The sequence below is a fragment of the Allobosea sp. GW823-FHT02B03 genome (assembly GCF_058797755.1).
The window spans coordinates 400,248-423,553 of the sequence record NZ_JBXAJY010000005.1 but is presented as its reverse complement, the minus strand read 5'-3'; the positions used below and the strand labels follow the sequence as shown (position 1 = coordinate 423,553).

21 protein-coding genes are annotated in these 23,306 nt (G+C 67.6%); 14 read left to right on the top strand and 7 right to left on the bottom strand.

Annotated elements, in window-relative coordinates; genetic code table 11:
• Positions 1-6: 6 nt before the first annotated feature.
• Entirely contained in the window at positions 7-981 is a 975-nt protein-coding gene (locus tag AC1REK_RS19075) for an alpha-ketoacid dehydrogenase subunit beta (RefSeq protein WP_327523855.1), read from the bottom strand.
• Between the two features lie 2 nt (positions 982-983).
• Positions 984-2,021, bottom strand: coding sequence for a thiamine pyrophosphate-dependent dehydrogenase E1 component subunit alpha (locus tag AC1REK_RS19070; protein WP_327523854.1), 1,038 nt, complete (start codon positions 2,019-2,021; stop codon positions 984-986).
• A 211-nt stretch (positions 2,022-2,232) separates the two neighbouring features.
• On the opposite strand from AC1REK_RS19070, the gene AC1REK_RS19065 reads away from it, so the two are divergent.
• Genes AC1REK_RS19065 through AC1REK_RS19045 form a run of 5 tightly spaced genes read left to right on the top strand, consistent with a single transcriptional unit; the run spans position 2,233 to position 6,013 of the window.
• Positions 2,233-2,556 carry an NIPSNAP family protein gene (locus AC1REK_RS19065; protein ID WP_066469506.1) on the top strand — a complete coding sequence of 108 codons (324 nt, stop codon included), beginning with the start codon at positions 2,233-2,235 and terminating at the stop codon, positions 2,554-2,556.
• Between the two features lie 29 nt (positions 2,557-2,585).
• Positions 2,586-3,473, top strand: a complete 888-nt coding sequence (locus AC1REK_RS19060; protein ID WP_492268841.1) for a hypothetical protein — start codon at positions 2,586-2,588, stop codon at positions 3,471-3,473.
• A complete protein-coding gene (locus AC1REK_RS19055; protein WP_492268842.1) occupies positions 3,470-4,300 on the top strand; it encodes an alpha/beta fold hydrolase in 831 nt (276 codons plus the stop codon). Before AC1REK_RS19060 ends, AC1REK_RS19055 begins: the two co-directional genes overlap by 4 nt.
• Before the next feature lie 2 nt (positions 4,301-4,302).
• A complete protein-coding gene (locus tag AC1REK_RS19050) occupies positions 4,303-5,238 on the top strand; it encodes a 3-hydroxyacyl-CoA dehydrogenase family protein (RefSeq protein WP_492268843.1) in 936 nt (311 codons plus the stop codon).
• 22 nt (positions 5,239-5,260) lie between these two features.
• A complete protein-coding gene (locus AC1REK_RS19045; RefSeq protein ID WP_492268844.1) occupies positions 5,261-6,013 on the top strand; it encodes an SDR family oxidoreductase in 753 nt (250 codons plus the stop codon).
• A gap of 13 nt (positions 6,014-6,026) precedes the next feature.
• Here the strand turns inward: AC1REK_RS19045 and AC1REK_RS19040 are convergent, their stop codons facing one another.
• Positions 6,027-6,806 carry a pyrroline-5-carboxylate reductase family protein gene (locus AC1REK_RS19040; protein WP_492268845.1) on the bottom strand — a complete coding sequence of 260 codons (780 nt, stop codon included), beginning with the start codon at positions 6,804-6,806 and terminating at the stop codon, positions 6,027-6,029.
• Positions 6,807-6,943: 137 nt separating this feature from the next.
• Between AC1REK_RS19040 and AC1REK_RS19035 the strand changes: the two genes are divergently transcribed.
• The 9 genes from AC1REK_RS19035 to AC1REK_RS18995 all read left to right on the top strand — a co-directional run bounded on the left by AC1REK_RS19035 (position 6,944) and on the right by AC1REK_RS18995 (position 17,231).
• On the top strand, positions 6,944-7,717 hold the full coding sequence (locus AC1REK_RS19035; RefSeq protein ID WP_492268846.1) for a GntR family transcriptional regulator: 774 nt from the start codon (positions 6,944-6,946) through the stop codon (positions 7,715-7,717).
• 302 nt (positions 7,718-8,019) lie between these two features.
• Complete coding sequence (locus AC1REK_RS19030) at positions 8,020-8,862, top strand: VOC family protein (protein ID WP_492268847.1); 843 nt, start codon at positions 8,020-8,022, stop codon at positions 8,860-8,862.
• A 49-nt stretch (positions 8,863-8,911) separates the two neighbouring features.
• Positions 8,912-10,516, top strand: coding sequence for an ABC transporter substrate-binding protein (locus AC1REK_RS19025; RefSeq protein WP_492268848.1), 1,605 nt, complete (start codon positions 8,912-8,914; stop codon positions 10,514-10,516).
• 141 nt (positions 10,517-10,657) lie between these two features.
• Complete coding sequence (locus tag AC1REK_RS19020) at positions 10,658-11,635, top strand: ABC transporter permease (RefSeq protein ID WP_492268849.1); 978 nt, start codon at positions 10,658-10,660, stop codon at positions 11,633-11,635.
• 3 nt (positions 11,636-11,638) lie between these two features.
• A complete protein-coding gene (locus AC1REK_RS19015) occupies positions 11,639-12,469 on the top strand; it encodes an ABC transporter permease (RefSeq protein ID WP_316020697.1) in 831 nt (276 codons plus the stop codon).
• 11 nt (positions 12,470-12,480) lie between these two features.
• Entirely contained in the window at positions 12,481-14,094 is a 1,614-nt protein-coding gene (locus AC1REK_RS19010; RefSeq protein ID WP_316020698.1) for an ABC transporter ATP-binding protein, read from the top strand.
• Between the two features lie 14 nt (positions 14,095-14,108).
• Positions 14,109-14,621 (top strand): cupin domain-containing protein, encoded by a 513-nt coding sequence (locus AC1REK_RS19005; protein WP_492268850.1) that lies wholly within the window; start codon positions 14,109-14,111, stop codon positions 14,619-14,621.
• Positions 14,622-14,632: 11 nt separating this feature from the next.
• Positions 14,633-15,427, top strand: coding sequence for an aspartate dehydrogenase (locus tag AC1REK_RS19000; protein ID WP_492268851.1), 795 nt, complete (start codon positions 14,633-14,635; stop codon positions 15,425-15,427).
• 25 nt (positions 15,428-15,452) lie between these two features.
• The gene (locus AC1REK_RS18995; RefSeq protein ID WP_492268852.1) at positions 15,453-17,231 is read left to right on the top strand and encodes a cobalamin-dependent protein; all 1,779 of its coding nucleotides are present in this window, start codon (positions 15,453-15,455) and stop codon (positions 17,229-17,231) included.
• A 53-nt stretch (positions 17,232-17,284) separates the two neighbouring features.
• Here the strand turns inward: AC1REK_RS18995 and AC1REK_RS18990 are convergent, their stop codons facing one another.
• The 4 genes from AC1REK_RS18990 to AC1REK_RS18975 form a co-directional block, all read right to left on the bottom strand.
• Positions 17,285-19,135, bottom strand: a complete 1,851-nt coding sequence (locus tag AC1REK_RS18990) for an ABC transporter ATP-binding protein (protein WP_492268853.1) — start codon at positions 19,133-19,135, stop codon at positions 17,285-17,287.
• A 21-nt stretch (positions 19,136-19,156) separates the two neighbouring features.
• Positions 19,157-20,098, bottom strand: coding sequence for an ABC transporter permease (locus AC1REK_RS18985; protein WP_492268854.1), 942 nt, complete (start codon positions 20,096-20,098; stop codon positions 19,157-19,159).
• Positions 20,064-21,023: an ABC transporter permease gene (locus tag AC1REK_RS18980; RefSeq protein WP_492268855.1), complete on the bottom strand. Its 960-nt coding sequence runs from the start codon at positions 21,021-21,023 to the stop codon at positions 20,064-20,066. The genes AC1REK_RS18985 and AC1REK_RS18980 overlap by 35 nt, the downstream gene beginning before the upstream one ends.
• 144 nt (positions 21,024-21,167) lie before the next feature.
• Positions 21,168-22,955, bottom strand: coding sequence for a peptide ABC transporter substrate-binding protein (locus AC1REK_RS18975; protein ID WP_316020705.1), 1,788 nt, complete (start codon positions 22,953-22,955; stop codon positions 21,168-21,170).
• Positions 22,956-23,306: the final 351 nt, after the last annotated feature.

Here is a 23,306-nt window from a genome sequence, read left to right as displayed (position 1 = left end):
TCCTCCTCAGGCCAGCGCCCGGCGTGCCGCCGCCGCGATCTTGGCGGCGTCGGGCAGGACGGTGCTTTCCAGCGGCTCGCTGTAGGGAATCGGAATGTCGTGGGTCGCGACGCGCTCGACCGGCGCATCGAGCTCGTCGAAGCAGCACTCCATGATCGTCGCGCTGAGCTCGGCGGCATAGCCGCAGAAGCGCCAGCCCTCGTTCACCACGACGGCGTGATGCGTCTTGGCGATCGAGGCCCGGATCGTGTCGCGGTCGAGCGGGCGCAGCGTGCGCAGGTCGACGACCTCTGCCGAGACGCCCTCCTTCGCCAGCTCGTCTGCCGCCTTCAGAGCGTCGATCACCATCTTCGAGGAGGCGATGATCGAGACGTCCGTCCCGGCGCGGGCAATGCGCGCCTTGCCGATCTCGACCAGATGGTCTCCATCCGGCACCTCGTCGCGGGTGTTGTAGAGCAGCTTGTGCTCGAGGAAGACCACGGGATGGTCGTCGCGGATCGCCGCCTTGAGCAGCCCCTTGGCGTCGGCAGCCGTCGCCGGCGCGACGACCTTGATGCCGGGAATATGCGCGACCAGCGCGTCGAGGCTCTTGGAGTGCTGCGCTCCGGCGCCCGCCCCGCCGCCGCCTTGCGTGCGCAGCACGAAGGGCATCGTGACCTGCCCGTTCCAGATGTAGTTGTAGATCGAGGCCTGGTTCATCAGCGCATCGACGCTGAGCGGCAGGAAGTCGGCATACATGATCTCCAGCACCGGGCGGGTGCCGGCCATCGCCGCCGTCACCGCCATGGCGGTGAGCGTCTGCTCGGAGATCGGCGTGTCGCGCACGCGCTCAGGCCCGAACTCCTCCATCAGATCCTTGGAGACCTTGAAGACGCCGCCATAGACGGCGATGTCCTCGCCCATCAGCCAGACGGATGGATCGCGCTGCATCTCCTCGCGCAGCGCCGCACGCAGCGCCTCGGCATAACGCATCATCGCCATGGTCAGGCTCCCGCGATGGTGTAGGGCGCGCTCGGCGCATGGTCGGTGAAGGTTGGCAGCGGATCGTTCAGCGCCTGCTCGACAGCGGCATCGACCTCGGCGCGCGCTTCTGCGACGATCTCGTCGAGACGCCCGGCCGGGATGCTGTCGGCCAGCATGGCACGCGCCAGCACGATCGGGTCTCGCTCGCGCCAGATGGCGAGATCCTCGTCCTTCTGGTAGCCGCCGACATCGCTCGTCGAGAAGCCGACCATGCGATAGGTCTTGGCCTCGACCAGGGACGGCCCCTCCCCGCGCCTTGCCCGCTCGACCGCCGCGCCGACGGCGCGGTGGACGGCGATGACGTCGTTGCCGTCGACGATCTCGCTCGGCATGCCGTAGCCCGCCGCGCGGATCGAAAGGTCGGGCACCGAGGACTGCGTCGAGTGATGCGCGGTCAGCCCGTACTGGTTGTGCTCGAGCACGAAGACGACCGGCAGCTTCCACAGCGCCGCGATGTTCATCGATTCGTGGCAGATGCCGGTCTGCGCGGCGCCATCGCCGAAGATGCACATGGCAACGCGCTGTCCGCCATCGGCACGGTTCTTCATCTGCAGCGAGACGGCGAAGCCCGTCGCCGCCGGAATGCCGCCGCCGACGATGGCGTTGCCGCCGAGCAGGCCCTTCTGCATGTCGGCGATCAGCATGTGCCCGGCCCGGCCGGCGCAGGCGCCGGTGGCGCGGCCGAGGATCTCGGCGACGATCGGATGCATGCCGACCCCCTTGCCGACATAATGCGCGTGGCCGCGATGGGTGCTGGTCAGCAAGTCCTCGTCGTCGAGCATAGCCGTCGCCCCGATGCCGATGGCCTCCTGCCCGTCGCAGCGATGGATCGGCCCGCGCGTCTTGCCGGCCTTGTGCAATTCGCCGAGGCGCTCCTCGAGATGGCGCACGGCCACCATGCGCCGCAGCATTTCGAGCTGCTCCTCGACCGTCGGTGAGTTCTTCATCGCCACCCTTCTCCCCGCGCCGAGCGCCATCGCCCGCGCTTGGCGGGACAAGTGCGGCTCCGGCGCGCCGTGCCTTTTGCCGACGGGGACCCTAGCGCAGTCGGCGGCGCAGCGCTATAAGTGTCTACACAAGATAATGCAGTCTTGCAGCGAGCGGCGAAACCAGCCGTAGCGCCGTACGGACAGCCTCCGATCGCGAGCAGCGGGCGGCGGCACCATCGGACAGAACGGGCGGCCTTCCGCCGGAGCATGGAGAAGCACGATGATCTTCGACCACCGCGTCTATACGGCCCGACCGAACCGCCTGAACGACTTCCTGAAGCTCTATGAGGATGTCGGCCTGCCGATGCAGCGCCAGTATCTCGGCGAGCCCTTCGGCTTCTTCCAGACCCATATCGGCGACCTCAGCCGGGTCGTACATCTCTGGAAGTACGACAGCCTGGCCGATCGCGAGGCGCGCCGTGACGCGATGGAGGCCGACCCCGCCTGGCAAGCGTATCGCCGGCAGGTCGTCGAGGCCGATCCACTACTCGACATGCGCAACCAGATCCTCAAGCCGGTCTCGTTCTTCAACCCGAAGGGCTGAGCCATCTTGCGCCGCGCTGGACGCCATTCATGAAACTCGACCTTCACATCGGCGATACGCGCTGGCGGATCGCCTGTGACACGGCCCGAGCGCCGCGAACCCTCGCGGCGCTCAGCGCAACGCTTCCCGCGGAGCTTCAGCTGCACACGCCGAAGATCGCCGGCCAGCACATCTACTGGCACGCGCCCTTCGTCGAGGACGCTGAGGGCGGCGTCGACGTGATGGAGGCGCAACCGGGCGCCTTCCTGTATTGGCCCGCCCGGCAATTCCTCGAGCTGATCTTCGCGCCGCTCCAGGCCGAGACGGCCGAGGTGACATTGCTCGGCCAGATCGAAGGCGGGTTGCCGGAGCTGCAGGCCCTGGGCCTGAAGCTGCGCGAGCAGCACGGGCGCCAGCTGTTCGCCGGCAGCCTGAGGCATGTAGAGACCGACCGGCATTCGGCAGCACCGCTCTCGCCACTGCCGGCCGAGCTCATTGCCCTCAGGCAAAGGCTCTGGGACGCGTCGCCGGCCGACATCGAGACGCTGCTGGCCTCGCGCGCCACCATGCATCCGGCCGGGCCGCTTTTCCTCGCCGAATCCGAGGCTCGCATCCTGCACGAGCTGCTCTGGTGGGTGCGCGGCGGCCTTTCGCGGGAAGAGCCGCATGTCTCGCGCCGCATCGCCGCCGTGGCCTGCAACAAGGCCGGAACGAGGCTGCGCGATTTCTGTCATCTCGGCGAGAGCGCTGCTGCGATCTTCGCCCTGGAGGCCGCGTTCGGTCGCGAGGAGATTCCGCTCGCCGAACTGACCGACGAGGCGATCCTTTGCGCCGGCCGGCTGGCAGCCTGGCTCGATCTGCGGATTCCGTGGTCGGCGGTGAACGAGGCCACGCGATCGGCTCTCGACGAGGCCGGCACTGAGGCGACCGCGTCATGAACACCGGGCTCGCCTCCCTTCCCGATGGCGGGGCTCTCGCCTACACCGTCCGCGGCGAAGGCCCGGCGCTCGTGCTGATTTCGGGCCTCGGCGGCCTCGCCTCATTCTGGAACGCCTTCGCGGAGGTCTGCGCTCCGTATTTCCGGGTCGTCACCTATGACCATCGCGGCGTCGGTGGCTCGTCGGCCCTGGAAGGGCCAACCAGCATCGCCGCGATGCGCGAGGACCTGATCGGCCTGCTCGACCATCTCGGCATCGCCAGCGCCGCCGTTCTCGGCCATTCCACGGGTGGTGCTATCGCCCAGGATCTGGCGCTCGCCCAGCCCGAGCGCGTCTCGCGGCTGGTGCTGTCGGCCACCTTCGCCCGCCCCTGCGCCTATATGCGCCGGCTCTTCGCCGGACGGATCGAATTGCTCGACCAGCTCGGCATCGACGCCTATCGCCGCCATGCGGTGACGCTGCTCAACGCGGCCTATTGGCTCGACGCCAACGACGCCGTCGTCGAAGCCGAGCTTCAGGCAGCCGCGGCGCGTTCGAAGCTGACGGATGCGGCGGTGGTGCGCGAACGCATGCTCGCCGTGCTCGGTCATGACGCGCAGGACCAGCTGGCGCAGATCGCCGCCCCGGTGCGCGTCGTGGTCGCGGCCGACGACATCGTCACCCCTGCCTATCTGTCGCAGCGCCTCGCGGACGCGATCCCGCAGGCCGAGCTGCGGCTGCTGCCGCGCGGCGGCCATTACGCGATGCGCGCCGAACCCGCGCTCTACCGCGACGCGGTGCTGGATTTCCTGCGCGGCGGGCACCCCGCTGCCGAGACGAGGACATGACCATGGACATCACCCCTGAGCGCGGGCCGATCGGCGTCGTCGGGCTCGGCACGATCGGCCAGCGCTGGGCGGCGACCTTCGCCCATCACGGCTACGAGGTCTCCTGCTACGACCCCGACCCGGCGCGCTGGGAGGCGTTCCAGACGCTGCACCCGGCCCTGATCGACGATCTCGAACGCCTGGCGCCGGCGCGGGTCGCCCGCGGCCCGATCCGCTTCTCGACCGATCTCGGCAAGGCACTCGCCGGCACCGCCTTCGTGCAGGAATCCGGCCCCGAGCGCCTCGACCTCAAGCAGGAACTGCTCGCGGCGATCGAGCGGCATCTCGGCGAGGAGGTGGTCATCGCCTCCTCCTCCTCCGCGCTGCTAGTCTCGGAGATGCAGGCGAAATGCGCGCGTCCGCAGCGCGTCGTCCTCGCCCACCCGTTCAACCCGGTCCATCTGATGCCGCTGGTCGAGATCGTCGGCGGGCGCGAGACCTCCCCGGAAGTCGTCGAGCAGACGCGCGCCTTTTACGACGCACTCGGCAAGAAGCCCGCCGTTCTGCGCAAGGAGGTCACCGGGCATCTGGCGCTGCGCCTGATGGGCGCGATGTGGCGCGAGGCGATCGCGCTGGTCGAAAGCGGCGTCGCCAGCGCCGAGGATGTCGACCGCGCCTTCTGCTACGGGCCCGGCCCGAAATGGACCCTGCAGGGCTCGTTCATCTCGAACCACCTCAACGCCGACGGCATCGAGTCCTTCCTGACCAAATACGGCAAGACCTATCAGGACATCTGGGACGATCTCGGCGATGCGAAGCTGCAGCCGGAGACGATCACGCGCGTCTCGCGCGAGGTTCGCCAGGCGATCGGCGAACGCAGCGACGCCGAATTGCGCGACCAGCGCGATGCCGGCCTGGTCGACCTGCTGCGCGTGATGACGCAGCGCGCAGCCCTCTGAGGACAGCAACGGGAGCCCCCGCATGGCCACGGACTTTCCCTACCGTACAGCCCTCGTCACCGGCGCCTCGCGCGGCATCGGAGCGGCGATCTGCCGCCGCCTCACCGGCCTCGGCATGACAGTCTACGGCGTCGCCCGCAGCCGCGAGGCGCTCGACGATGTCGTCCAAGAACTCGGCGTCGTGCCCGTCGTCGCCGATGTGCGCGACCCCGATGCGATCGTCGCCGGCCTTGCCAGCGACGAGATCGACGTTCTCGTCAACAATGCCGGCATGGTCGCGACGGTGAAGCCGCTCTACGAACAGAGCGCCGAGGAAATCGCCGAGACAATCGCGGTCAACCTGACCGCGCCGATGCTGCTGATGCGGGCGCTGCTTGGCGGGATGGTCGCACGCCGCCGCGGCCATGTGGTCAACATCACCACCACGGCTGCGCGCGGCGTGCTCGCCGGGACTTCGGCCTATGGCGGCGCCAAGGCCGGCCTGTCCCATGCCTGCCGCTCGCTACGCTACGATCTTGCCGGCAGCAATGTGCGGATCACCGATCTCGCGCCTGGACGCGTCGAGACTGAGATCTACCTCCGCGCCTTCGGCGGCGACCGCGGCAAGCTGCATGACACGATGTACGGCAATGTCCGGGCCCTGCAGCCGCAGGACATCGCCGAGACCATCGCCGCCGTGCTCAGCCTGCCGCAGCATGTCGACGTCACCGAGATCGAGATCTCGCCGACCGATCAGGCGGTGGGCGGCCATGTCTTCAAGTCGGTGCAGGGCTGAGCCGCAGAAGCGTTCAGGCGCCCCGGTCGACCGGGGCGCCGTCGGTCAGCTTCGCCAGCACGGCGTCGCAGGCCCGGTTCCAGCCGGCCTCGACACCCTCGGCCGCAAGCACCTTCAATCCGCATTCGGTGATGCCGCCCGGCGTCACCAGACTCTGCAGCAGCGCCTCGCCCGTTTCCGGCCGCTCGGCGATCATCCGCCCCGCGGCCACGAAAGTCTCAGCCGCCAGGCGTCTTGCCGCGTCCGGTTGCATGCCGTGCGCGACAGACCAGTCGCTGCCGAGGCCGATCAGCATCTGCGCCCAGCCATAGATCGCGGCACTGACGGTCGCGGTCTCGAACTCGGCCTCGTGGGAGAGTGGAATCACCGAGCCGAGCCGCCCCAGCAGCGGCCGGAGCTCCGGCAGGTCGGGATAGACCGTCGTCGGGCTCGCTCCGAGCGAGGAGGCGGTCAGCGGCATGATCCGCACGACCTCCGCCGGCGCCGCGGCCGCCCGAAGCTCCTTCAGCTGCACACCGGCGCAGGCCGAGATCAGGATCTGCCCGGGGCGCCAGCCGAGGCCCGCGACCGCCGCGACGGCATCGCGGGGACGCGTCGCCAACAGGACGATATCGGCCGCGGCGACCAGCTGCAGATTGTCCGTTGCGAGATCGATTCCATGCAGAGCCGCCAGCTTCGGCCCATAGCCGCGCGAGGACAGGATGAGTTCCGAGGCCGGCTGCCCGCTGCGCAGGAGACCGTCGATGATCTCCTGAGCGAGATGGCCGACGCCGAGAAAGCCTATTCTGGTCATGATGCATCCATGAGTGCACACACCACCGGGCGGGTTTGCGATCGGTGGTTGATTTTTGGTCGCGACACCATTTGAAACGTCGAGCGTCGTGAGGCCGCGAACGTCGCGGCAAGAGATCGGCCGTAAAGAGAGGCGGAATGCCGGACACCTCGAAGGCCCCCAGCGTCGACACCGACAAGACGGGCGCGAAATCCCCCGCGCCGCGCCGCGCGGCCGACAGCGCAGAACGCGCCTACAAGGCGATCCGGCAGCAGCTGGTCGAGTTCAAGATGCGTCCGGCGGAGCGAATCAACGAGGTCCATCTCGCGCAGATGCTCGACCTCTCGCGCACGCCGGTCCGCGAGGCGCTGAACCGGCTCGCCTCCGAAGGCTTCGTGGTGTTCACGCCCAATCGCGGCTTCTGCTTCCGGGGCGTCGACATCGACGATCTGCTCGACCTGTTCGAGATGCGCTCGATCATCGAGACCGGGGCCTTCGCCCTCGCCTGCGAACGCGCCGACGAGGCCGGCATCGCCCGGCTCCAGGCCTTCTGGGCGGATGCCCGCATGCGCTACGAGAACAAGGATCCCGACGAGATCCTCGAACTCGACGAGGGTTTTCACGTCCATCTCGCCGAGCTCGCCAACAATCCCGAGATCGTCCGCCAGCTGATCGGCGTGAATGCGCGCATCCGTTTCGTGCGCCGCGTCCAGATCGAGAACGGGCCGCAGCACTGGAGCCTGGTCGAGGATCACAGCCGCATCGTCCAGGCGATCGTCGATCGCGACCGGGAGCGCGGCATCGAAATCCTGCGCAGCCATATCTCGCTGACCTTCGCGGAGGCCCGCGCCGTGCTGAAGGAAGCCCTGCTCAAGATCTTCCTGCCGGAGCAGACCGCGCCACGCCGCGGCCGCGCCCGCTCCCGAAAATAGCACGGCGATCTCGCCGGCGTGGTCCGGGAGGCCGTCCAGCGCAGCTTCGGCGAAGGCTGCTCTCCGGCCGCGCCCGGGCATCATCGCATTCTGGCAGTGCATTGTATTCAAAGGAGTTTTCTTCACTTCCCAAGTTTACCGCGCGCCGATCCGGACGTTGCATTGCCGCCGCTTTCACCAGCGAAGCCGAGATTTGTGCATAAGCCGAGCACGCGATAGCCAAAAGTGCCTGTACAACTGCATGCACTTATGACACGGTCTCGCCATCGGGGAAATCCCGCCTCGCATGGAACCTTTGCCGAATGCGCGACCACGTCCTTGGGCTCGACCACATCGTCATCGCCGTGAGCAATCTCACTGCGTCGGCCGAGCGCTGGCAGGCCCTCGGCTTCACGGTTTCGCCGCGCGGCCTGCACAGCGACTATCTCGGCACCGCCAACCACACGATCATGTTCGAGGACGACTATGTCGAACTCCTCGGCGTGCTCGCCGCGACCGAATTCAACCAGCCGACCCGGGCCTTCCTGGCCCACGGCGCAGGGCTGGAACGCCTCGCCATGCGCACCGACGACGCGGAAGCCGGGCTCGCCGCGCTGAAGCGCGACGGCTTCGAGGGCAGCACCGGGCCGTTCGAGTTCCGCCGTCCCGTCGATCTCGACGGTGGGCGCACCGGCGAGGCCGGCTTCCGCATCTTCCAGTGGCCGCTGGAGCCGGCGCCCGGCGGGGCGCGCCTGTTCGCCTGCCAGCATCTCACCCGCGAGACGGTCTGGCTGCCGAGCCTCATCGAGCACCGCAACGGCGCCCGTGCCCTGAAGCGCATCGAGATCGTCGCCGCCGCCCCGCGCGCCGAAGCCGAGCTCTGCGGCCGGTTGCTTTCGCTTTCGGTCGGCGAGCGTGACGGCGCCTTCACGGTCGCGATGCAGCCGCGCGGAGCAGACCTCGTCTTCGTCGATGCAGCGCGGTTCGCGCAGCGCTGGGGCCGCAATCCGGACGACGCGCTTCCGCCTTGCGGCATCGTGCTCGCCTGCGACGACTTTTCCCGCGCGCAGCCCTTCGCGGAATGGACGGGCCCGGGCGCCCTGCCCTGCGCTGCCGTCGACGGGGCGCTGATCGGCTGGGAAACGGCATCACGCCGGCCAGGCTGACCGCCGGCCAGGCAAAAATTCACAAGCAACCGCAATAATGGAGGGGACTATGACTGCAGGACATCCGACCCGGCGCCATCTGCTCGCCAGCGCCGGCGCCCTTGCGCTGGCGGCCGCCTTGCCCGCCGGCGCCTTCGCCCAGGAGCCCAAGCGCGGCGGCACCGTCACGGTGCACATGCCGCAGGAGCAGCGCATCCTGAATCCGGCCCTGCGCGCCTCGACGGGCGTCTACGTCATCGCCTCCAAGATCATGGAGCCGCTGGTCGACCTCAACGAGAAGGGCGAGCTGGAGCCGATGCTGGCGACGAGCTGGGAAGGCTCGCCGGACGGCAAGACCATCACCATCAAGCTGCGCGAAGGCGTGAAGTGGCATGACGGCAAGCCCTTCACCTCGGCCGATGTCCAGTACACGGCGATGGAGCTGTGGAAGAAGCACCTGAACTACGGCACGGCGCTGCATTCGGCGCTCGAGGCGGTCGACACGCCGGACGCCCATACCGCGATCTTCCGCTACAGCCGTCCGATGCCGATGGACCTGTTCATGGGTGCGGCGCCCGACCTCGGCTACATCGCGCCCAAGCACATCTACGAGGGCACCAACATCCTCGACAACCCGGCGAACGTCGCGCCGATCGGGACCGGACCGTTCAAGTTCGCGCAGTACGAGCGCGGCCAGTACGTCATCGCCGAGCGCAACCCGGATTACTGGCGCAAGGGCTACCCCTATCTCGACAAGATCGTCTGGCGCTTCATCACCGACAAGGCCGCCGCGACCGCCGCGATCGAGGCCGGCCAGGTCCATATGAGCAATTACTCCTCGCTGCCGCTGGCCGATATCGACCGGCTCGGCAAGGATCCGCGCTTCGAGGTCTCCTCGCGCGGCAATGAGCGCCAGCCCTTCCAGAACACGATCGAGTTCAACCTGCGCCGCAAGGAACTCGCGGATGTCCGCGTGCGCCGCGCCATCATCCACGCGGTCGACACCGACTTCTTCATCGAGAACTTCCTGTACGGCAACGGCAAGCGCGCCCACGGGCCGATCCCGTCGGTCTCGACCAATTTCTACAAGCCGGGCGCGCCGGACTATGCCTTCGACGTCAAGAAGGCCAACGCGCTGCTCGACGAGGCCGGTTTCAAGCGCGGCGCCGGCGGGGTGCGCTTCTCGCTGAAGATGCTGAGCCCGCCCTTCGGCGAGGACATCCCGCTCTGGTCGACCTTCATCCAGCAGTCGCTGCAGCAGGTCGGCATCAAGGTTGAGCTCCAGCGCCCGGACGCCGCGACCTATCTCACCGCGGTCTATCGCGACTGGGATTATGATCTCTCGACCGGCTGGCACATCTATCGCGCCGACCCGGCGATCAGCACGATGGTCTGGTACCGCTCGGGCAGCCCGAAGGGCACCGCCTTCACCAACCAGTGGGGCTGGGTCGACCCCAAGGCCGACAAGATGATGGACGATGCGGCGTTCGAGATCGATCCGGCCAAGCGCAAGGCCGCCTATCCGGAGATCGTCAACCTGCTCAACACCGAAGTCCCGCTGTGGATGGCGACGGAACGCCAGTTCATCTCGGTCACCAGCAAGAAGCTGAAGAACCACCACAACAATCCGCGCTGGCCGTCGAGCCACTGGGCGGATCTGTGGATCGAGTCCTGAGTGGACGCACCAGAGCTGCCTGTCCCTGGCGACAGGCAGCTCCGGGCCTGACGAACGTCTTTTGACAAGCACCGCTTGGCGATCTCGGATGGCCCGCCCCGTGCGGCCATCCCGGCTTGCTCGGCGCTGGAAGAGCACGCCATGCAAATTCTGAAGCTGGCCGGACGACGGCTGATGAGCAGCGCGCCGACGCTGCTCATCCTGCTCGCCGGTTTGTTCATCCTCCTGCAGTTCGCGCCCGGCGACACGGTCGACGCGCTGATGGCGCAGATGGGCGGCGGCGATCCGGCGCAGGCAGCGGAGCTGCGGCGCTTCTACGGGCTCGAAGGCAGCGCCGCGGTGCGACTGCTCGACTATCTCTGGCGGCTGGTCCGCCTCGATCTCGGCTTCTCCGCCATCTACAATAAGCCCGTCGCGACCGTGATCCTGGAACGGCTGCCGGCGACGCTGATGCTGATGTTCTCGGCGCTGAGCTTCGCCTTCTTCGCCGGCATGGTGCTCGGCATCGTCTCGGCGCAGCGCGTCAACGGCTGGGCCGACACGCTGATCTCGCTGCTCGGGCTGCTGTTCTACGCGACGCCCTCCTTCTGGCTCGGCCTGATGAGCATCGTCGTGTTCTCGATCTGGCTGGCCTGGCTGCCGCCGGGCGGGCTCTACGAGATCGGCTCCGGCGCGACCGGCATCTGGCTGGTGCTCGACATCGCCCGCCATCTCGTCCAGCCGACGATCACGCTCGCGCTGATCTTCCTCGCCATCTACCTGCGCATCATGCGCGCCTCGATGCTTGAGGTCTCGACCCTCGACTTCGTCCGCACGGCGCGGGCCAAGGGCCTGACCCGCGGCGAGATCGTCCGCAAGCATGTGCTGCGCAACGCGCTCCTGCCGATGGTGACGCTGATCGGCCTACAGGCCGGCACCATGCTCGGCGGTTCGGTGGTGATCGAAAGCGTGTTCTCGCTGCCCGGCATCGGCCGCCTCGCCTACGAATCCGTAGTGCAGCGCGACCTCAACACGCTGCTCGGCATCGTCTTCGTCTCCGCCATCATGGTCATCCTCGTGAACTTCATCGTCGACCTGATCTATGCGCGGCTCGACCCACGCATCGCGGCGGGAGCCTGAGCCATGAAGGCCCTCAAGCACTTCCTGATGAGCCCGGCCGCGATGCTCGGCCTCCTGCTCCTCGTCGGTATCGTCGGTCTCGCCGTCTTCGCCGACCTGCTCTACCCGCGTGATCCGCTCGGCCTCGCCGGCCGGCCGCTGCAATGGCCAAATCCCGCCGGCCGCTTCCTGCTCGGTACCGATGCCTCGGGTCGCGACATCGCCGCCCAGATCGCCCATGGCGCCCGCACCACCCTGCTGATGGGCGTCGTCTCGACACTGATCGCGATCGCGATCGGCATCGTGGTCGGTGCTGTCGCCGGCTTCTATGGCGGGCTGACGGACGATGTGCTGATGCGCCTGACCGAGGCTTTCCAGACGCTGCCGAACTTCATCCTGCTGCTCGTCCTCGTCGTCGTGGTCGGCTCCAACATCACGGCGGTGACGATCGCGATCGGCGTCGTCTCCTGGCCGGCCGTGGCCCGGCTGACGCGCGCCGAGTTCCTGACGCTGCGCAACCGCGAATTCGTCCAGGCCTGCCGCACGCTCGGCCTGACCAATCGCTGGATCATCTTCCGCGAGGTCCTCCCGAACGCGCTCGCCCCGATCATCGTCTATGGCAGCGTCGTGATGGCGACCGCGATCCTGCTGGAAAGCGCCCTCGCCTTCCTCGACCTCTCCGATCCGAACATCGCCTCCTGGGGCAATCTGATCGGCCAGGGCCGCAAGGTGCTGCGCAGCGAATGGTATGTCTCGGCAATCCCCGGCGTCGCCATCCTCCTGACCATCCTCTCGGTCTCGCTGGTCGGCCAGGGGCTGAACGACGCGCTCAATCCGAGGCTTCGCAACCGATGAGCGCCGCCCAGATGATTGCTTCCGCGCCGGCGCCGCTCGTCCGGATCGAGGACCTGACCATCGCCCTGCCCAAGGGCGCCGACCGGCCCCATGCGGTCGAGAACCTGTCGCTGACCCTGAACGCCGGCGAGATCGTCTGCGTCGTCGGCGAAAGCGGCTCGGGCAAGTCGATGACCGCATCGGCCCTGATGGGGCTGCTCCCGCCCATGCTGCCGATCCGCGGCGGCAGGATCATGCTCGGCGAGCGCGACATCGTCCGCCTGTCCGAGGACGAGATGCGGGCGATCCGCGGCCCCGAGATCGGCATGATCTTCCAGGAGCCGATGACGGCGCTGAACCCGCTGCGCACCGCCGGCGACCAGATCGCCGAGATGTTCCGCGCCCATACCGATCTGCCTAAGAAGGAAATCGAGGCGCGCGCCCTCAAGCTCCTCGACGAGGTCGGCATCCCCGATCCGGCTTCCGCTTATCGCGCCTATCCGCACGAGCTCTCCGGTGGTCAGCGCCAGCGCGTGATGATCGCGATGGCGCTGGCGCTCGAGCCGAACATCCTGATCGCCGACGAGCCGACGACGGCGCTCGACGTCACGATCCAGGCGCAGATCCTCAAGCTGATCCGCGACATCCAGCGCCGCACCGGCATGTCGGTGCTGTTCATCACCCATGATTTCGGCGTGGTCGCCGAGATCGCCGACCGGGTGATGGTGATGCAGCACGGCAAGGTGGTCGAAAGCGGCAGCGCCGAGGCCGTGCTGGAGAACCCGCAGCACCCCTATACCAAGGCACTGATCGCGGCCGTGCCGAGCCTGACGCCCCCGCCGCCGCGCACGCTGCCGCAGAACAGCATCGCGACGATCCGCGAGCTATCCAAGACCTATCGCAGCGGCGGTGGCTGGTTCGGCCGCAAGGAGCGCGTCACCTATGCGGTGAAGTCGGCGAGCATCGAATTGCCGAGCCAGGCGACGCTCGGCATCGTCGGCGAGTCCGGCTCCGGCAAGTCGACGCTGGCGCGCTGCATCGTGCGCCTGCTCGACCCGGACCAGGGCGCGATCGAGCTTGACGGCGTCGATTTCGGCAAGCTCGAAGGCGAGAGCCTCCGGCGCCATCGCCATCTCGTCCAGATGGTCTTCCAGGACCCCTACGCCTCGCTCAACCCGCGCCGAACCGTCGGGGATCTCGTCACCCAGGGCCTGATCGCGCGCGGCACCAAGCACGGCGCGGCGATGGCGCGCGCCAAGGAGCTCTTCGCCCTTGTCGGCCTCGATCCGAGCGCGACCGACCGGCTGCCACACGAATTCTCCGGCGGCCAGCGCCAGCGCATCGGCCTCGCACGGGCCCTGGCGCTGGAGCCCAAGGTGCTGGTCGCGGACGAAGCCGTGTCGGCGCTCGACGTCTCCGTGCAGGCGCAGGTGCTCAAGCTTCTGGTCGAGCTGCGCGACAAACTCTCGCTTTCGATGATCTTCATCACCCACGATCTGCGCGTCGCGGCGCAGATCTGCGACCGGATCGCGATCATGCAGCGCGGCGAGGTCGTCGAGCAGGGCGTGACGGCGGAGATCTTCGCCGCGCCCCAGCACCCCTACACCCAAAGGCTGCTCTCGGCCGTGCCGGGACGAGCCAACTGACGGAGTCTTGCGCCATGAGCGAAGTCCACGAACCCGGCGAGACCTTCGTCGTCCAGCCCGGCACGGCCACCAGCTTCTGGCAGCCGGTGCCGGCCAACGGCCATATCGAGGTCGCGCTCGACCCGTCCAAGGTCAAGATGGACAACCCGCTGGCCTTCGGCACCCAGACCGTGCCGCCCGGCGGCTATGTGCGCGAGCACAGCCATGACCGCCATGAGGAGGTCATCTACTTCATCAAGGGCAAGGGCCGCGCCGTGCTCGACGGCAAGGACGTCCCGGCCGTGCCCGGCACGGCGATTTTCGTCGGCAAGAGCCGCCGCCACATGTTCATCAACGACGGCACCGAGGACCTGCACTGGGTCTGGCTGATCGTGCCGAACGGTCTCGAAGACTTCTTCCGCCTAATCGGCCGCCCGCGCACTGCCGGCGAGCCCGCGCCGGAGAATTTCCCGCGGCCGGAGAACGTGCTGGAGATCGAGCGCCAGACGGTCTTCGCGGCCCAGCCCACCGACCAGCGCAAGCCCTGACGGAGGCTGGAATGGCGAGCGAGCGGCGCCTCGCGCTGATCGGCTTCGGCACGATCGCGCGCGACATTCACGCCCGCCTTGGCGGCGATGGCTTTGCCTTCGCCTGCCTGCTGCGGCCGGGCTCGCCGAGCCGGGCGAGCCTGCCTGCCGGCGTCGCTGCGCTCGATAGCCTTGGCGACCTGCTGGCCTGGCGCCCCGACCTCGTCGTCGAGGCCGCGGGCCATGCAGCGGTCGCCGAAACGTTGCCGCAAGTGCTCGCCGCCGGTATCCCGGCGCTGCCGGCCTCGACCGGTGCGCTTGCCGACGATGCCCTGCTCTTGCGCCTCGCCGAGGCTGCACAGAAGGGCGACGCCCGGCTGATCGTTCCTTCCGGAGCGGTCGGCGGCCTCGACTATCTCGCGGCGTTGCGCGAGACGCCGGACGCGAAAGTCCGCTACACCTCGCGCAAACCGCCGGCAGCCTGGAGGCCGGAGCTTGCCGCGGCCGGCCTTGCCGAGAAAGCCGCTCAGGCCGAGATCGTGCTCTACGAAGGCTCCGCGCGCGAAGCCGCCAGGCGCTACCCGAAGAACCTCAATGTCGGGCTGACCATTGCGCTCGCCGTCGGGCATGACCGCCTCTCGGTCAGGATCGTTTCCGACCCGGCCGCGGCCGGCAATACGCACGAAATCGAGGCGACGAGCGCGCTCGGCACCGCGCGGCTGAGCTTCGTCAACCTGCCCTCGCCAACCAATCCGAAGACCTCGGCCCTGACGGCGGCGAGCCTGACCGCCGCTATCCGCCGCCAGTTCGACCGCATCGCGGTCTAGCCGGCAGGCCGGTGGAGAACGCCAGATGACCGCGCCTGTCTTGCCGCCGCTCGCCGACCTCGTCCCGCCGCGGCTGCGGCCCGGTCATGAACTGCTGACCGAGGGCGCCGTGATGGCGCGCGAATGGCAGGTCGGCCGAAATCTCTTCCTCGATACGGCGCAGGTCGCCTGCGAGGCTGATTACAAGCGCAGGACGGCCGCCGAAGGCCGGATCATGCAGCACGCCCATATCGGCTTTCGCAGCGTCGAACGCACGCTCGAGGCGATCCGCAGCGTGCATGAGAGCTGTGCCGGGCGCGGCGTCACCGTCGATCGCTTCGGCATCACCCTCGACTGGTCGATGGGCTATCCCATCGCCGAGCGCGACAAGCGTCCGCGCGGTACCGGCATCGTGTTGACCGGGCCGGAGGATTTTGCCCGCATCACCGGCGTCGTCCCGGCCGCGGCGCATTTCGGCGATTTCATGCTCGGCCTTCCGGGCGCCGTCGAGAACACCCGTGCGGCACTCGCGGCGGGCGTCACCACGGTCGGCAATCTCGGCCAGTACTTCACCTTCCGCCTGCCCGACTGGGACGACGACGTCGCGACGACCGAGGCCACGGTGACGGCGCTCGGACTGATCGCGGCCCAGCCGGTCGAGGTTCTCGTCCATTCCAATCTCGACGACGGCTTCGCCGGCCTTTTCTCCGACATGAGCTCGGCGCTCGGCATGGTGCTGGTCGAGAAATACATCGTCGAGGAGCTGATCGGCGCCCGCGCCTCCCATTGCTACGGCCATCATTTCACCGCGCCGCTGGTGCGGCTCGCCTTCCATCACGCGCTGATGCAGGTGACCGACACGCCCGGCAGCATGATCTTCGGCAACACGGTCAGCTACAAGTCGACCCCGGCCGGCAACTTCGCCAGCCTCGCCAGCTATCTCCAGGCCGATATCTGGTCGCTGCGCCGGCAGCACAGCGGCCACGCCATCAACCCGGTGCCGGTCACCGAGAACGAGCGCATTCCCGACACCGACGAGATCATCGACGCCCAGACCTTCGCCGGAAAGCTGGTCGAGCATGCCTCCGCCAGCCTTGGCCTGATCGATCTGGGACCTGTCGATGCGATGGCGGGAAAGCTCGTCGCCGGCGCGCGCCAGTTCCGCGACCAGGTCCTCGCCGGCCTGGCGCAGATCGGCGTCGATATCCGCGATCCCGCCGCCACCATGCTGGCGCTCCGCCGGATCGGGCCGCGGCGGCTGGAAGCGCTCTATGGCGTCGGGACGCAGGACCACGCCGCCTGGGGCGGACGCCGCGCGCTCGTCGAGGCCGAATGGGTCGAGGAACTCCGCCACGAGACCGAAGCCTGGCTCGACAAGGTCGCGGCGCCGGTCCGCAGCGGCATCGGCCAGGCGGGGCTCAAGGTTTGCGTCGCCAGCAGCGACGTGCATGAGCACGGCAAGAGCCTGATCGAGCATCTGCTGACCCAGCTCAAGGCCGAGCCGGTCGATGGCGGCACCTCGGCCGATCCCGACGACCTCGTCGCCATCGCCCTGGCGAATGGCTGCGACGTGATCGCGATCAGCACCTATAACGGCATCGCCCTGCGTTTCGCGACCGAGGTACTGGCGGCGCTCGAACGCGCCGGCGCCAAGCTGCCGGTCTGCATCGGCGGCCGCCTCAACCAGATCCCCGAGGATTCCAACTCCGGCCTGCCAGTCGATGTCACCGACGACCTCGCCCGGCTCGGAGCAATCCCCTGTCCGACACCAGAACGGCTGGTCGCCGAGCTCGCAGCATTGTCGGCCGCGCGCCCGCAACCTTAGGGCCGACGTACCAGCGCCGACCCAAGCGAAGGACCGGGCTTGCTGGCACTATCTCAGGCGGCCGACGCCCTCGCCTCCTGCTTCTCCCATTCCTCGCCCCAGATCATCACGGCATGGCCCGGCGAGACCTCGCGATATTGCCGGACCGGCGGGACATAGTCGGGTGCGCGGACCGGGCTCCTGATCTCGTCGTTCGAAACCGGGCGCTTCTCGTGGCGTCGGGCGGGATCGGCGACCGGCACGGCGGCGAGCAGGCGCCTTGTATAGGGGTGCTGGGGATTGCCGAAGATCGCCGCGCGCGGGCCGATTTCGACGATCTCGCCGAGATACATCACGGCGACGCGATGGCTGACGCGCTCGACTACCGCCATGTCGTGCGAGATGAAGAGGTAGGCGAGCTTCATCCGCTCCTGCAGCTCGAGCATCAGGTTGATCACCTGCGCCTTCACCGAGACGTCGAGCGCAGAGACGGCCTCGTCGGCGACGACGAGCCGCGGCTCGACCGCAAGCGCCCGGGCGATCGCGATGCGCTGGCGCTGGCCGCCGGAGAATTCGTGCGGGAAGCGGCTCGCCATGTCGGGCTGGAGGCCGACGCGCTGGAGCAGGTCGGCGACCTTGTCCTGCGCCTCCCGGCGATTGGCGAGCTTGTTGATCAGCAACGGCTCGGCGACCGCGGTGCCGACCGTCATGCGCGGATTGAGGCTCGCGAACGGGTCCTGGAAGATCATCTGCATGCGGACCCGGCGCTCGCGCAGCGTCTTCTGGTCGAGCTTCAGCACGTCCTCGCCATCGAGCAGGACCGAGCCGGAGAGCGGCTCGATCAGGCGCATCACCGATCGCCCGGTCGTCGACTTGCCGCAGCCGGATTCGCCGACCAGCGCCAGCGTCTCGCCCGAAAGCAGGCTGAAGGAGACGTTCTCGACCGCATGGACCCGGCCGGAAACACTGCCGAGCAGCCCGGAGCGGATCTCGAAGCGCGTGGTCAGATTGGCGACTTCGAGCACCGGCCGCTCGCTCGCGGCGACGGTATCGGCCGTCTCGGCCGGCACGTCCGAGAGACCGGTCTTGCGGTCGACCACCGGGAAACGCATCGGCCGGCGGCGCCCTTCCATCGAGCCCAGCCGCGGCACCGCCGAGAGCAGCGCCTTGGTGTAGGGCTTCTGCGGATTGGCGAAGATGTCCTCGGTCCGGCCGGTCTCGACCTGCTCGCCATTGTACATCACGACCGTGCGGTCGGCGATTTCGGCGACCACGCCCATGTCGTGGGTGATGAAGAGGACCGACATGCCCTCCTCTTCCTGCAGCAGCTTGATCAGCTCGAGGATCTGGGCCTGGATCGTCACGTCAAGCGCCGTGGTCGGCTCGTCGGCGATCAGGAGCTTCGGCTTGCAGGCGAGCGCCATCGCGATCATCACGCGCTGGCGCATGCCGCCGGAGAAGCGGTGTGGATAGTCGTGGAAGCGCGCCTTCGCCGCCGGGATCCGCACCTTCTCCAGCAGCCTGACCACCTCGGCCTCGGCCGCCGAACGCGACAGGCCGCGATGCAGCATCAGCGCCTCGGCGATCTGAAATCCGATGGTGAGCACCGGGTTCAGGCTCGTCATCGGCTCCTGAAAGATCATCGCGATGTCGTTGCCGCGCACCTCGCGCATCCGCGCCTCCGGCAGCGTCAGAAGCTCCTTGCCCGAGAGCTTCACGCTGCCTTCGATCTTGCTCGAGCCGGGCGGGGTCAGCCGCATGATCGAGAGCGCGCTCACGCTCTTTCCCGAACCTGACTCGCCGACGAGTGCCACGGTCTCCTTCGGCGCGATGTCGAAGGCGGCGCCCCGGACCACGGAGCGCCACGCTCCCTCGACCCGGAACGAGGTCGTCAGGCCGGAAACGGAGAGAATTGGAGTCGTCATGAGGTCGCTTTCCGGTCGGCTTCAGATGACGCGGCGAGGATCGAAGGCATCTCGCAGGCCGTCGCCGATGAAGTTGATCGAGAGCACGGTCAGGAAGATCGCGGCGCCGGGGAACATCGCCCAGTGCGGGGCGACGTCGAGATGATCCTTGGCGTCGAAGAGCAGGCGCCCCCATGTCGGGATATCCGGCGGGAAGCCCAGGCCGAGGAAGGAGAGCGTCGATTCCGCGATGATCGCCGAGGAGACCTCGATGGTCGCCGCGACGATCACCGGACCGATCGCGTTCGGCAGGATGTGGACGACCATCTGGCGCGTCTTGGTCGCGCCCTGTGCCCGCGCCGCCTCGACGAACTCCTTCTCGCGCAGCGAGAAGAACTGGGCCCGGACCAGCCGCGCCACCGGCATCCAACGCAGGCCGCCGATGACGACGACGATCAGGATGAAGACGCCGCCCTCGACGCCGAAGACGGCCTTGAGCTGCTCGCGGAAGAGATAGATCACCAGCAGAAGCAGAGGCAGCTGAGGCAGCGACAGGAAAAGGTCCGTCACCCACATCAGGAAGGGATCGAGCCCGCGGCGCGACATGCCGGCAAGCGCGCCGACCACCACGCCGACGAGCGTCGCGACCACCATGGCGGCCAGCCCGACGGCGAGCGAGATGCGCCCGCCATACATCATGCGGGCCAGCAGGTCCTGGCCGAGATCGTCGGTGCCGAAGGGATGCGCCCAGGACGGGCCCTGCAATTGCGCCGAGAAATCGATCTCGTTGATTGGCACCGTCCAGATCCATGGGCCGACAACGACACCGAGGATCAGGAGGGCGAGAATGACGGTACTTGCCATTGCCAGGCGATGGCGACGGAAGCGCCGCCAGGTTTCGCGCCCGGGCGAGACCGATACGCTCGCCGCGGCGGCGGCCGCAGCCGGATCAGCCGAAGGAGATGCGAGGGTCGAGCCAGCCATAGAGCAGATCCGCGATGAGGTTGAAGAGGACGACCAGGCAGGCGAAGACGAAGGTGACGGCCATGATCACGGGCGTGTCGTTGGCTAGGATCGCGTCGATCAAAAGCGAGCCGATGCCGGGAATCCGGAAGATCTGCTCGGTGACGATCGCGCCGCCGAAGACCGCCGGCATCTGCAGGGCGACGAGCGTCACGACCGGGATCAGCGCGTTGCGGGTGATATGCCGGAGCGTGACGGTCTTCTCGCCCAGGCCCTTTGCGCGCGCCGTGGTGACGTAATCGAGCCGGATCACGTCGAGCACGGCCGAGCGGACATAGCGGGTATAGGACGCCGCCTGGAACAGGCCGAGCACCGTGATCGGCATGATCGCCTGGCGGAACATCTCCCAGTACCAGCGCCAGCCGGTCGCGGCGATGTCGGAGCGATAGACGAAGGGGAACCAGTCGAGCTTGATCGAGAACAGCAGGATCAGCAGCAGGCCGGTGAAGAAGGTCGGCAGCGAGAAGCCGACGAAGGCGAGCGTGTTGGCGATCTGGTCGAAGACCGAATAGGGCCGCGTCGCCGCGTAGATCCCCACCGGCAGCGCGACGCACAGCGCCAGTATCTGCGAGGCGCCGACGACGAAGAGCGTGGTCGGGACGCGCTGCAGGATCAGGTCGTCGACATTGATGCGGCTGGCGAAGGAGAAGCCCCAGTCACCCTGCAGCATGGCGGAGAGCCAGCGCAGATAGCGCACCATGATCGGATCGTTGAGGCCGAAGCTGGCGCGCAGCGCCTCGCGCACCTCGGGCGGAACATTCGGATTGGTCGCCATCTCCGAGAACGGGTCGCCCGGCGCCATCGCCAGGACCGTGAACAGGATCAGGCTGATGCCGAGCAGGCTCGGAATGGCGATCAGCAATCGCCGCAGAAGATAAGTCGCCATCAAGGGTTCCCGTGAACGGGGTCGCTAAAGCGAGCAGCGCGAGTCGATGGCGAGGAGACACCACCGGGCCGAGCCAACTCGCGCGGAAGCGGCAGAGGGCCGCTCACGGACGGTTTCGACCGTCCGTGAGCGGTTTAGCCGGCCTCAGCTGCGATACCAGGCAGCCACGTTCCAGGTGTCGACGTCCCAGCCGCTATGGTCGTGCATCAGATTGCTCGCCGAGGCGGCGACGCGGGTGCGCGAGAGCAGCGGCAGGATCACATTGGCTTCGCAGAAGATCTCGTTGACCTTGATCAGCAGCGCAGCGCGCTTGGCCGGGTCGAGCTCCTTCTGCGCAGCCTTGTAGGCTTCGTCGGCCGCCGGGTCCGAATAGCGCGAGACGTTCCGGCCCAGCCACTTGTTCTCCTTGGTGGCGATCTCCCAGGAGACGAACTGGTTGAGGAAGCGCTCCGGATCGGGCTGCGGCTGCGTCGTGGTGTACATCTCGATGTCGACATAGAGCTTGGTGTAGGTGTCGGGGTTGGCGACGTCGGAGGAGAAGAACACCGACGCCGTCACCGACTTCAGCTCGAGATCGATGCCGGCCTTCTGGGCGGCCTGCTTGATGATCGCCTGCGTCTTCTGGCGCGGGGCGTTGATCGAGGTCTGGTAGACGTATTTGAGCTTCTTGCCGTCCTTCTCGCGGATGCCGTCCGAGCCGCGCTTCCAGCCGGCGTCGTCGAGGATCTTGTTCGCCTTGTCGACGTTGAACTCGTATTTCAGCTTCTGCGACTTGAACTGCTTGGGCTCGTTGACGAAGCTCGCGGTCGCGGTGCCGCCGCGGCCATAGATGAACTTCTGGATCGAGTCGCGGTCGATCAGCAGGTTGAAGGCCTCGCGGACCTTCGGGTCCGACAGCGTCGGGTGCTTGGTCTTGATGCTGGAGCGCTCGCCATCGACCTCGGTCCACGGATCCGTGGTGTTGAGGATGATGAACTCGATGTCGCCCGACGGCACCGCGCTGACCTTGCCGCGGCCACCGGTTTCCATGCGCTTCAGGACCTCGTCCTCGACCTGCAGGTTCCAGGCATAGTCGAACTCGCCGGTCTGCAGCACGGCGCGGGCCGCCGATACCGCATCGCCGCCGCCCTTGACCTCGATCGTGTCGAAATGCGGCTGGTTCTTGACGTGATAGTCCTCGTTGCGCACGCCGGTGAGAATGTCGCCCGGCTTGAAGTCGACGAACTTGTAGGGGCCGGTGCCGACCGGCTTCAGATTGGCCGGCGCCTCGCGGGACTTGGCGCCCTTGTACTCGCCGAAATGGTGCTTCGGCAGGATCTGGCCGACGACGCCGACGAAGGGGTCGGCCCAGAACGGCGTCGGCTCCTTGAAGATCACCTTGACGGTGTGGTCGTCGACCTTCTCGACCTTGATGTTGGTGTAGGAGCCGGTGGTGTAGGCGGCAGTCGCCGGGTCGGCGGCATATTCCCAGGTGAAGACGACGTCGTCGGCGGTGAACGGCTTGCCGTCATGCCATTTGACGCCCTGCTTCAGCTTCCAGGTCACCACCTTGCCGTCTTCGGAGAGCCCGCCATTGGCGCGGGTCGGCACCTCGGCCGCGAGCTGCGGCGTCAGGTTGCCTTCCTTGTCCCAGCCTGCGAGCGGCTCGAAGAAGATGCGGCCGGCGATCTGGTCCTTGGTGCCGCTGGCGAAATGCGGGTTGAGCAGCGTCGGCGCCTGCCAGAGCAGGATCTTCAGCGGGCCGCCGCCGCCGGCCTTGGTCGGCTTGTAGGCGAGCGAAGCCTGCGCCATCGCGACGCCGTTCCAGGCCAGGATCTGCGATGCAAAGGGAGCGGCGACACCAACGGCCGCCATTCGCCGCATGAAAGCGCGCCGCGAGATGGCACCGTCCTTCACGCCCTCAACCAGTTCGCGCAACTTGTGGTCGTCCATAGCTCATCCCCTCTGCTGACCTTGGTCAGTCTGTTCCGAAAGCGAGGCTTTTCGCCTCATTCTTGATAGTCGGCTGCGCCAGCAAGGCATGTGCCGCGAAAAGCGTCAACCGGCGGCTTGCGGAGGGATGGTCTCGACCGTCGCTCCACGCACCAAAACCGCGGCGGGCGCGGCATCCGCTCGCACCAGCAAGTTCCGGGCCGCTTGCCGGCCGGGCCGGGACCCGTTCGTCGGAGCACACCGGAAACCTCGAATCGACACATTAGACTTTCTATAAACTACTGTTTTCGTTGACTTTCTTCTCGCGATCGGTCGATAGCGGGCGCGGCGCCGGAGGGCGCAATGACTGTG

Bases quoted from the DNA above. Each gene is read 5' to 3' on its own strand.
- AC1REK_RS18990 (WP_492268853.1), bottom strand. From the start codon at position 19,135: ATGACGACTCCAATTCTCTCCGTTTCCGGCCTGACGACCTCGTTCCGG.
- AC1REK_RS18995 (WP_492268852.1), top strand. From the start codon at position 15,453: ATGACCGCGCCTGTCTTGCCGCCGCTCGCCGACCTCGTCCCGCCGCGG.
- AC1REK_RS19015 (WP_316020697.1), top strand. From the start codon at position 11,639: ATGAAGGCCCTCAAGCACTTCCTGATGAGCCCGGCCGCGATGCTCGGC.
- AC1REK_RS19010 (WP_316020698.1), top strand. From the start codon at position 12,481: ATGATTGCTTCCGCGCCGGCGCCGCTCGTCCGGATCGAGGACCTGACC.
- AC1REK_RS19020 (WP_492268849.1), top strand. From the start codon at position 10,658: ATGCAAATTCTGAAGCTGGCCGGACGACGGCTGATGAGCAGCGCGCCG.
- AC1REK_RS19065 (WP_066469506.1), top strand. From the start codon at position 2,233: ATGATCTTCGACCACCGCGTCTATACGGCCCGACCGAACCGCCTGAAC.
- AC1REK_RS19075 (WP_327523855.1), bottom strand. From the start codon at position 981: ATGGCGATGATGCGTTATGCCGAGGCGCTGCGTGCGGCGCTGCGCGAG.
- AC1REK_RS19035 (WP_492268846.1), top strand. From the start codon at position 6,944: ATGCCGGACACCTCGAAGGCCCCCAGCGTCGACACCGACAAGACGGGC.
- AC1REK_RS18985 (WP_492268854.1), bottom strand. From the start codon at position 20,098: ATGGCTGGCTCGACCCTCGCATCTCCTTCGGCTGATCCGGCTGCGGCC.
- AC1REK_RS19060 (WP_492268841.1), top strand. From the start codon at position 2,586: ATGAAACTCGACCTTCACATCGGCGATACGCGCTGGCGGATCGCCTGT.
- AC1REK_RS19000 (WP_492268851.1), top strand. From the start codon at position 14,633: ATGGCGAGCGAGCGGCGCCTCGCGCTGATCGGCTTCGGCACGATCGCG.
- AC1REK_RS19025 (WP_492268848.1), top strand. From the start codon at position 8,912: ATGACTGCAGGACATCCGACCCGGCGCCATCTGCTCGCCAGCGCCGGC.
- AC1REK_RS19045 (WP_492268844.1), top strand. From the start codon at position 5,261: ATGGCCACGGACTTTCCCTACCGTACAGCCCTCGTCACCGGCGCCTCG.
- AC1REK_RS19030 (WP_492268847.1), top strand. From the start codon at position 8,020: ATGCGCGACCACGTCCTTGGGCTCGACCACATCGTCATCGCCGTGAGC.
- AC1REK_RS19005 (WP_492268850.1), top strand. From the start codon at position 14,109: ATGAGCGAAGTCCACGAACCCGGCGAGACCTTCGTCGTCCAGCCCGGC.
- AC1REK_RS19055 (WP_492268842.1), top strand. From the start codon at position 3,470: ATGAACACCGGGCTCGCCTCCCTTCCCGATGGCGGGGCTCTCGCCTAC.
- AC1REK_RS18980 (WP_492268855.1), bottom strand. From the start codon at position 21,023: ATGGCGACTTATCTTCTGCGGCGATTGCTGATCGCCATTCCGAGCCTG.
- AC1REK_RS18975 (WP_316020705.1), bottom strand. From the start codon at position 22,955: ATGGACGACCACAAGTTGCGCGAACTGGTTGAGGGCGTGAAGGACGGT.
- AC1REK_RS19040 (WP_492268845.1), bottom strand. From the start codon at position 6,806: ATGACCAGAATAGGCTTTCTCGGCGTCGGCCATCTCGCTCAGGAGATC.
- AC1REK_RS19050 (WP_492268843.1), top strand. From the start codon at position 4,303: ATGGACATCACCCCTGAGCGCGGGCCGATCGGCGTCGTCGGGCTCGGC.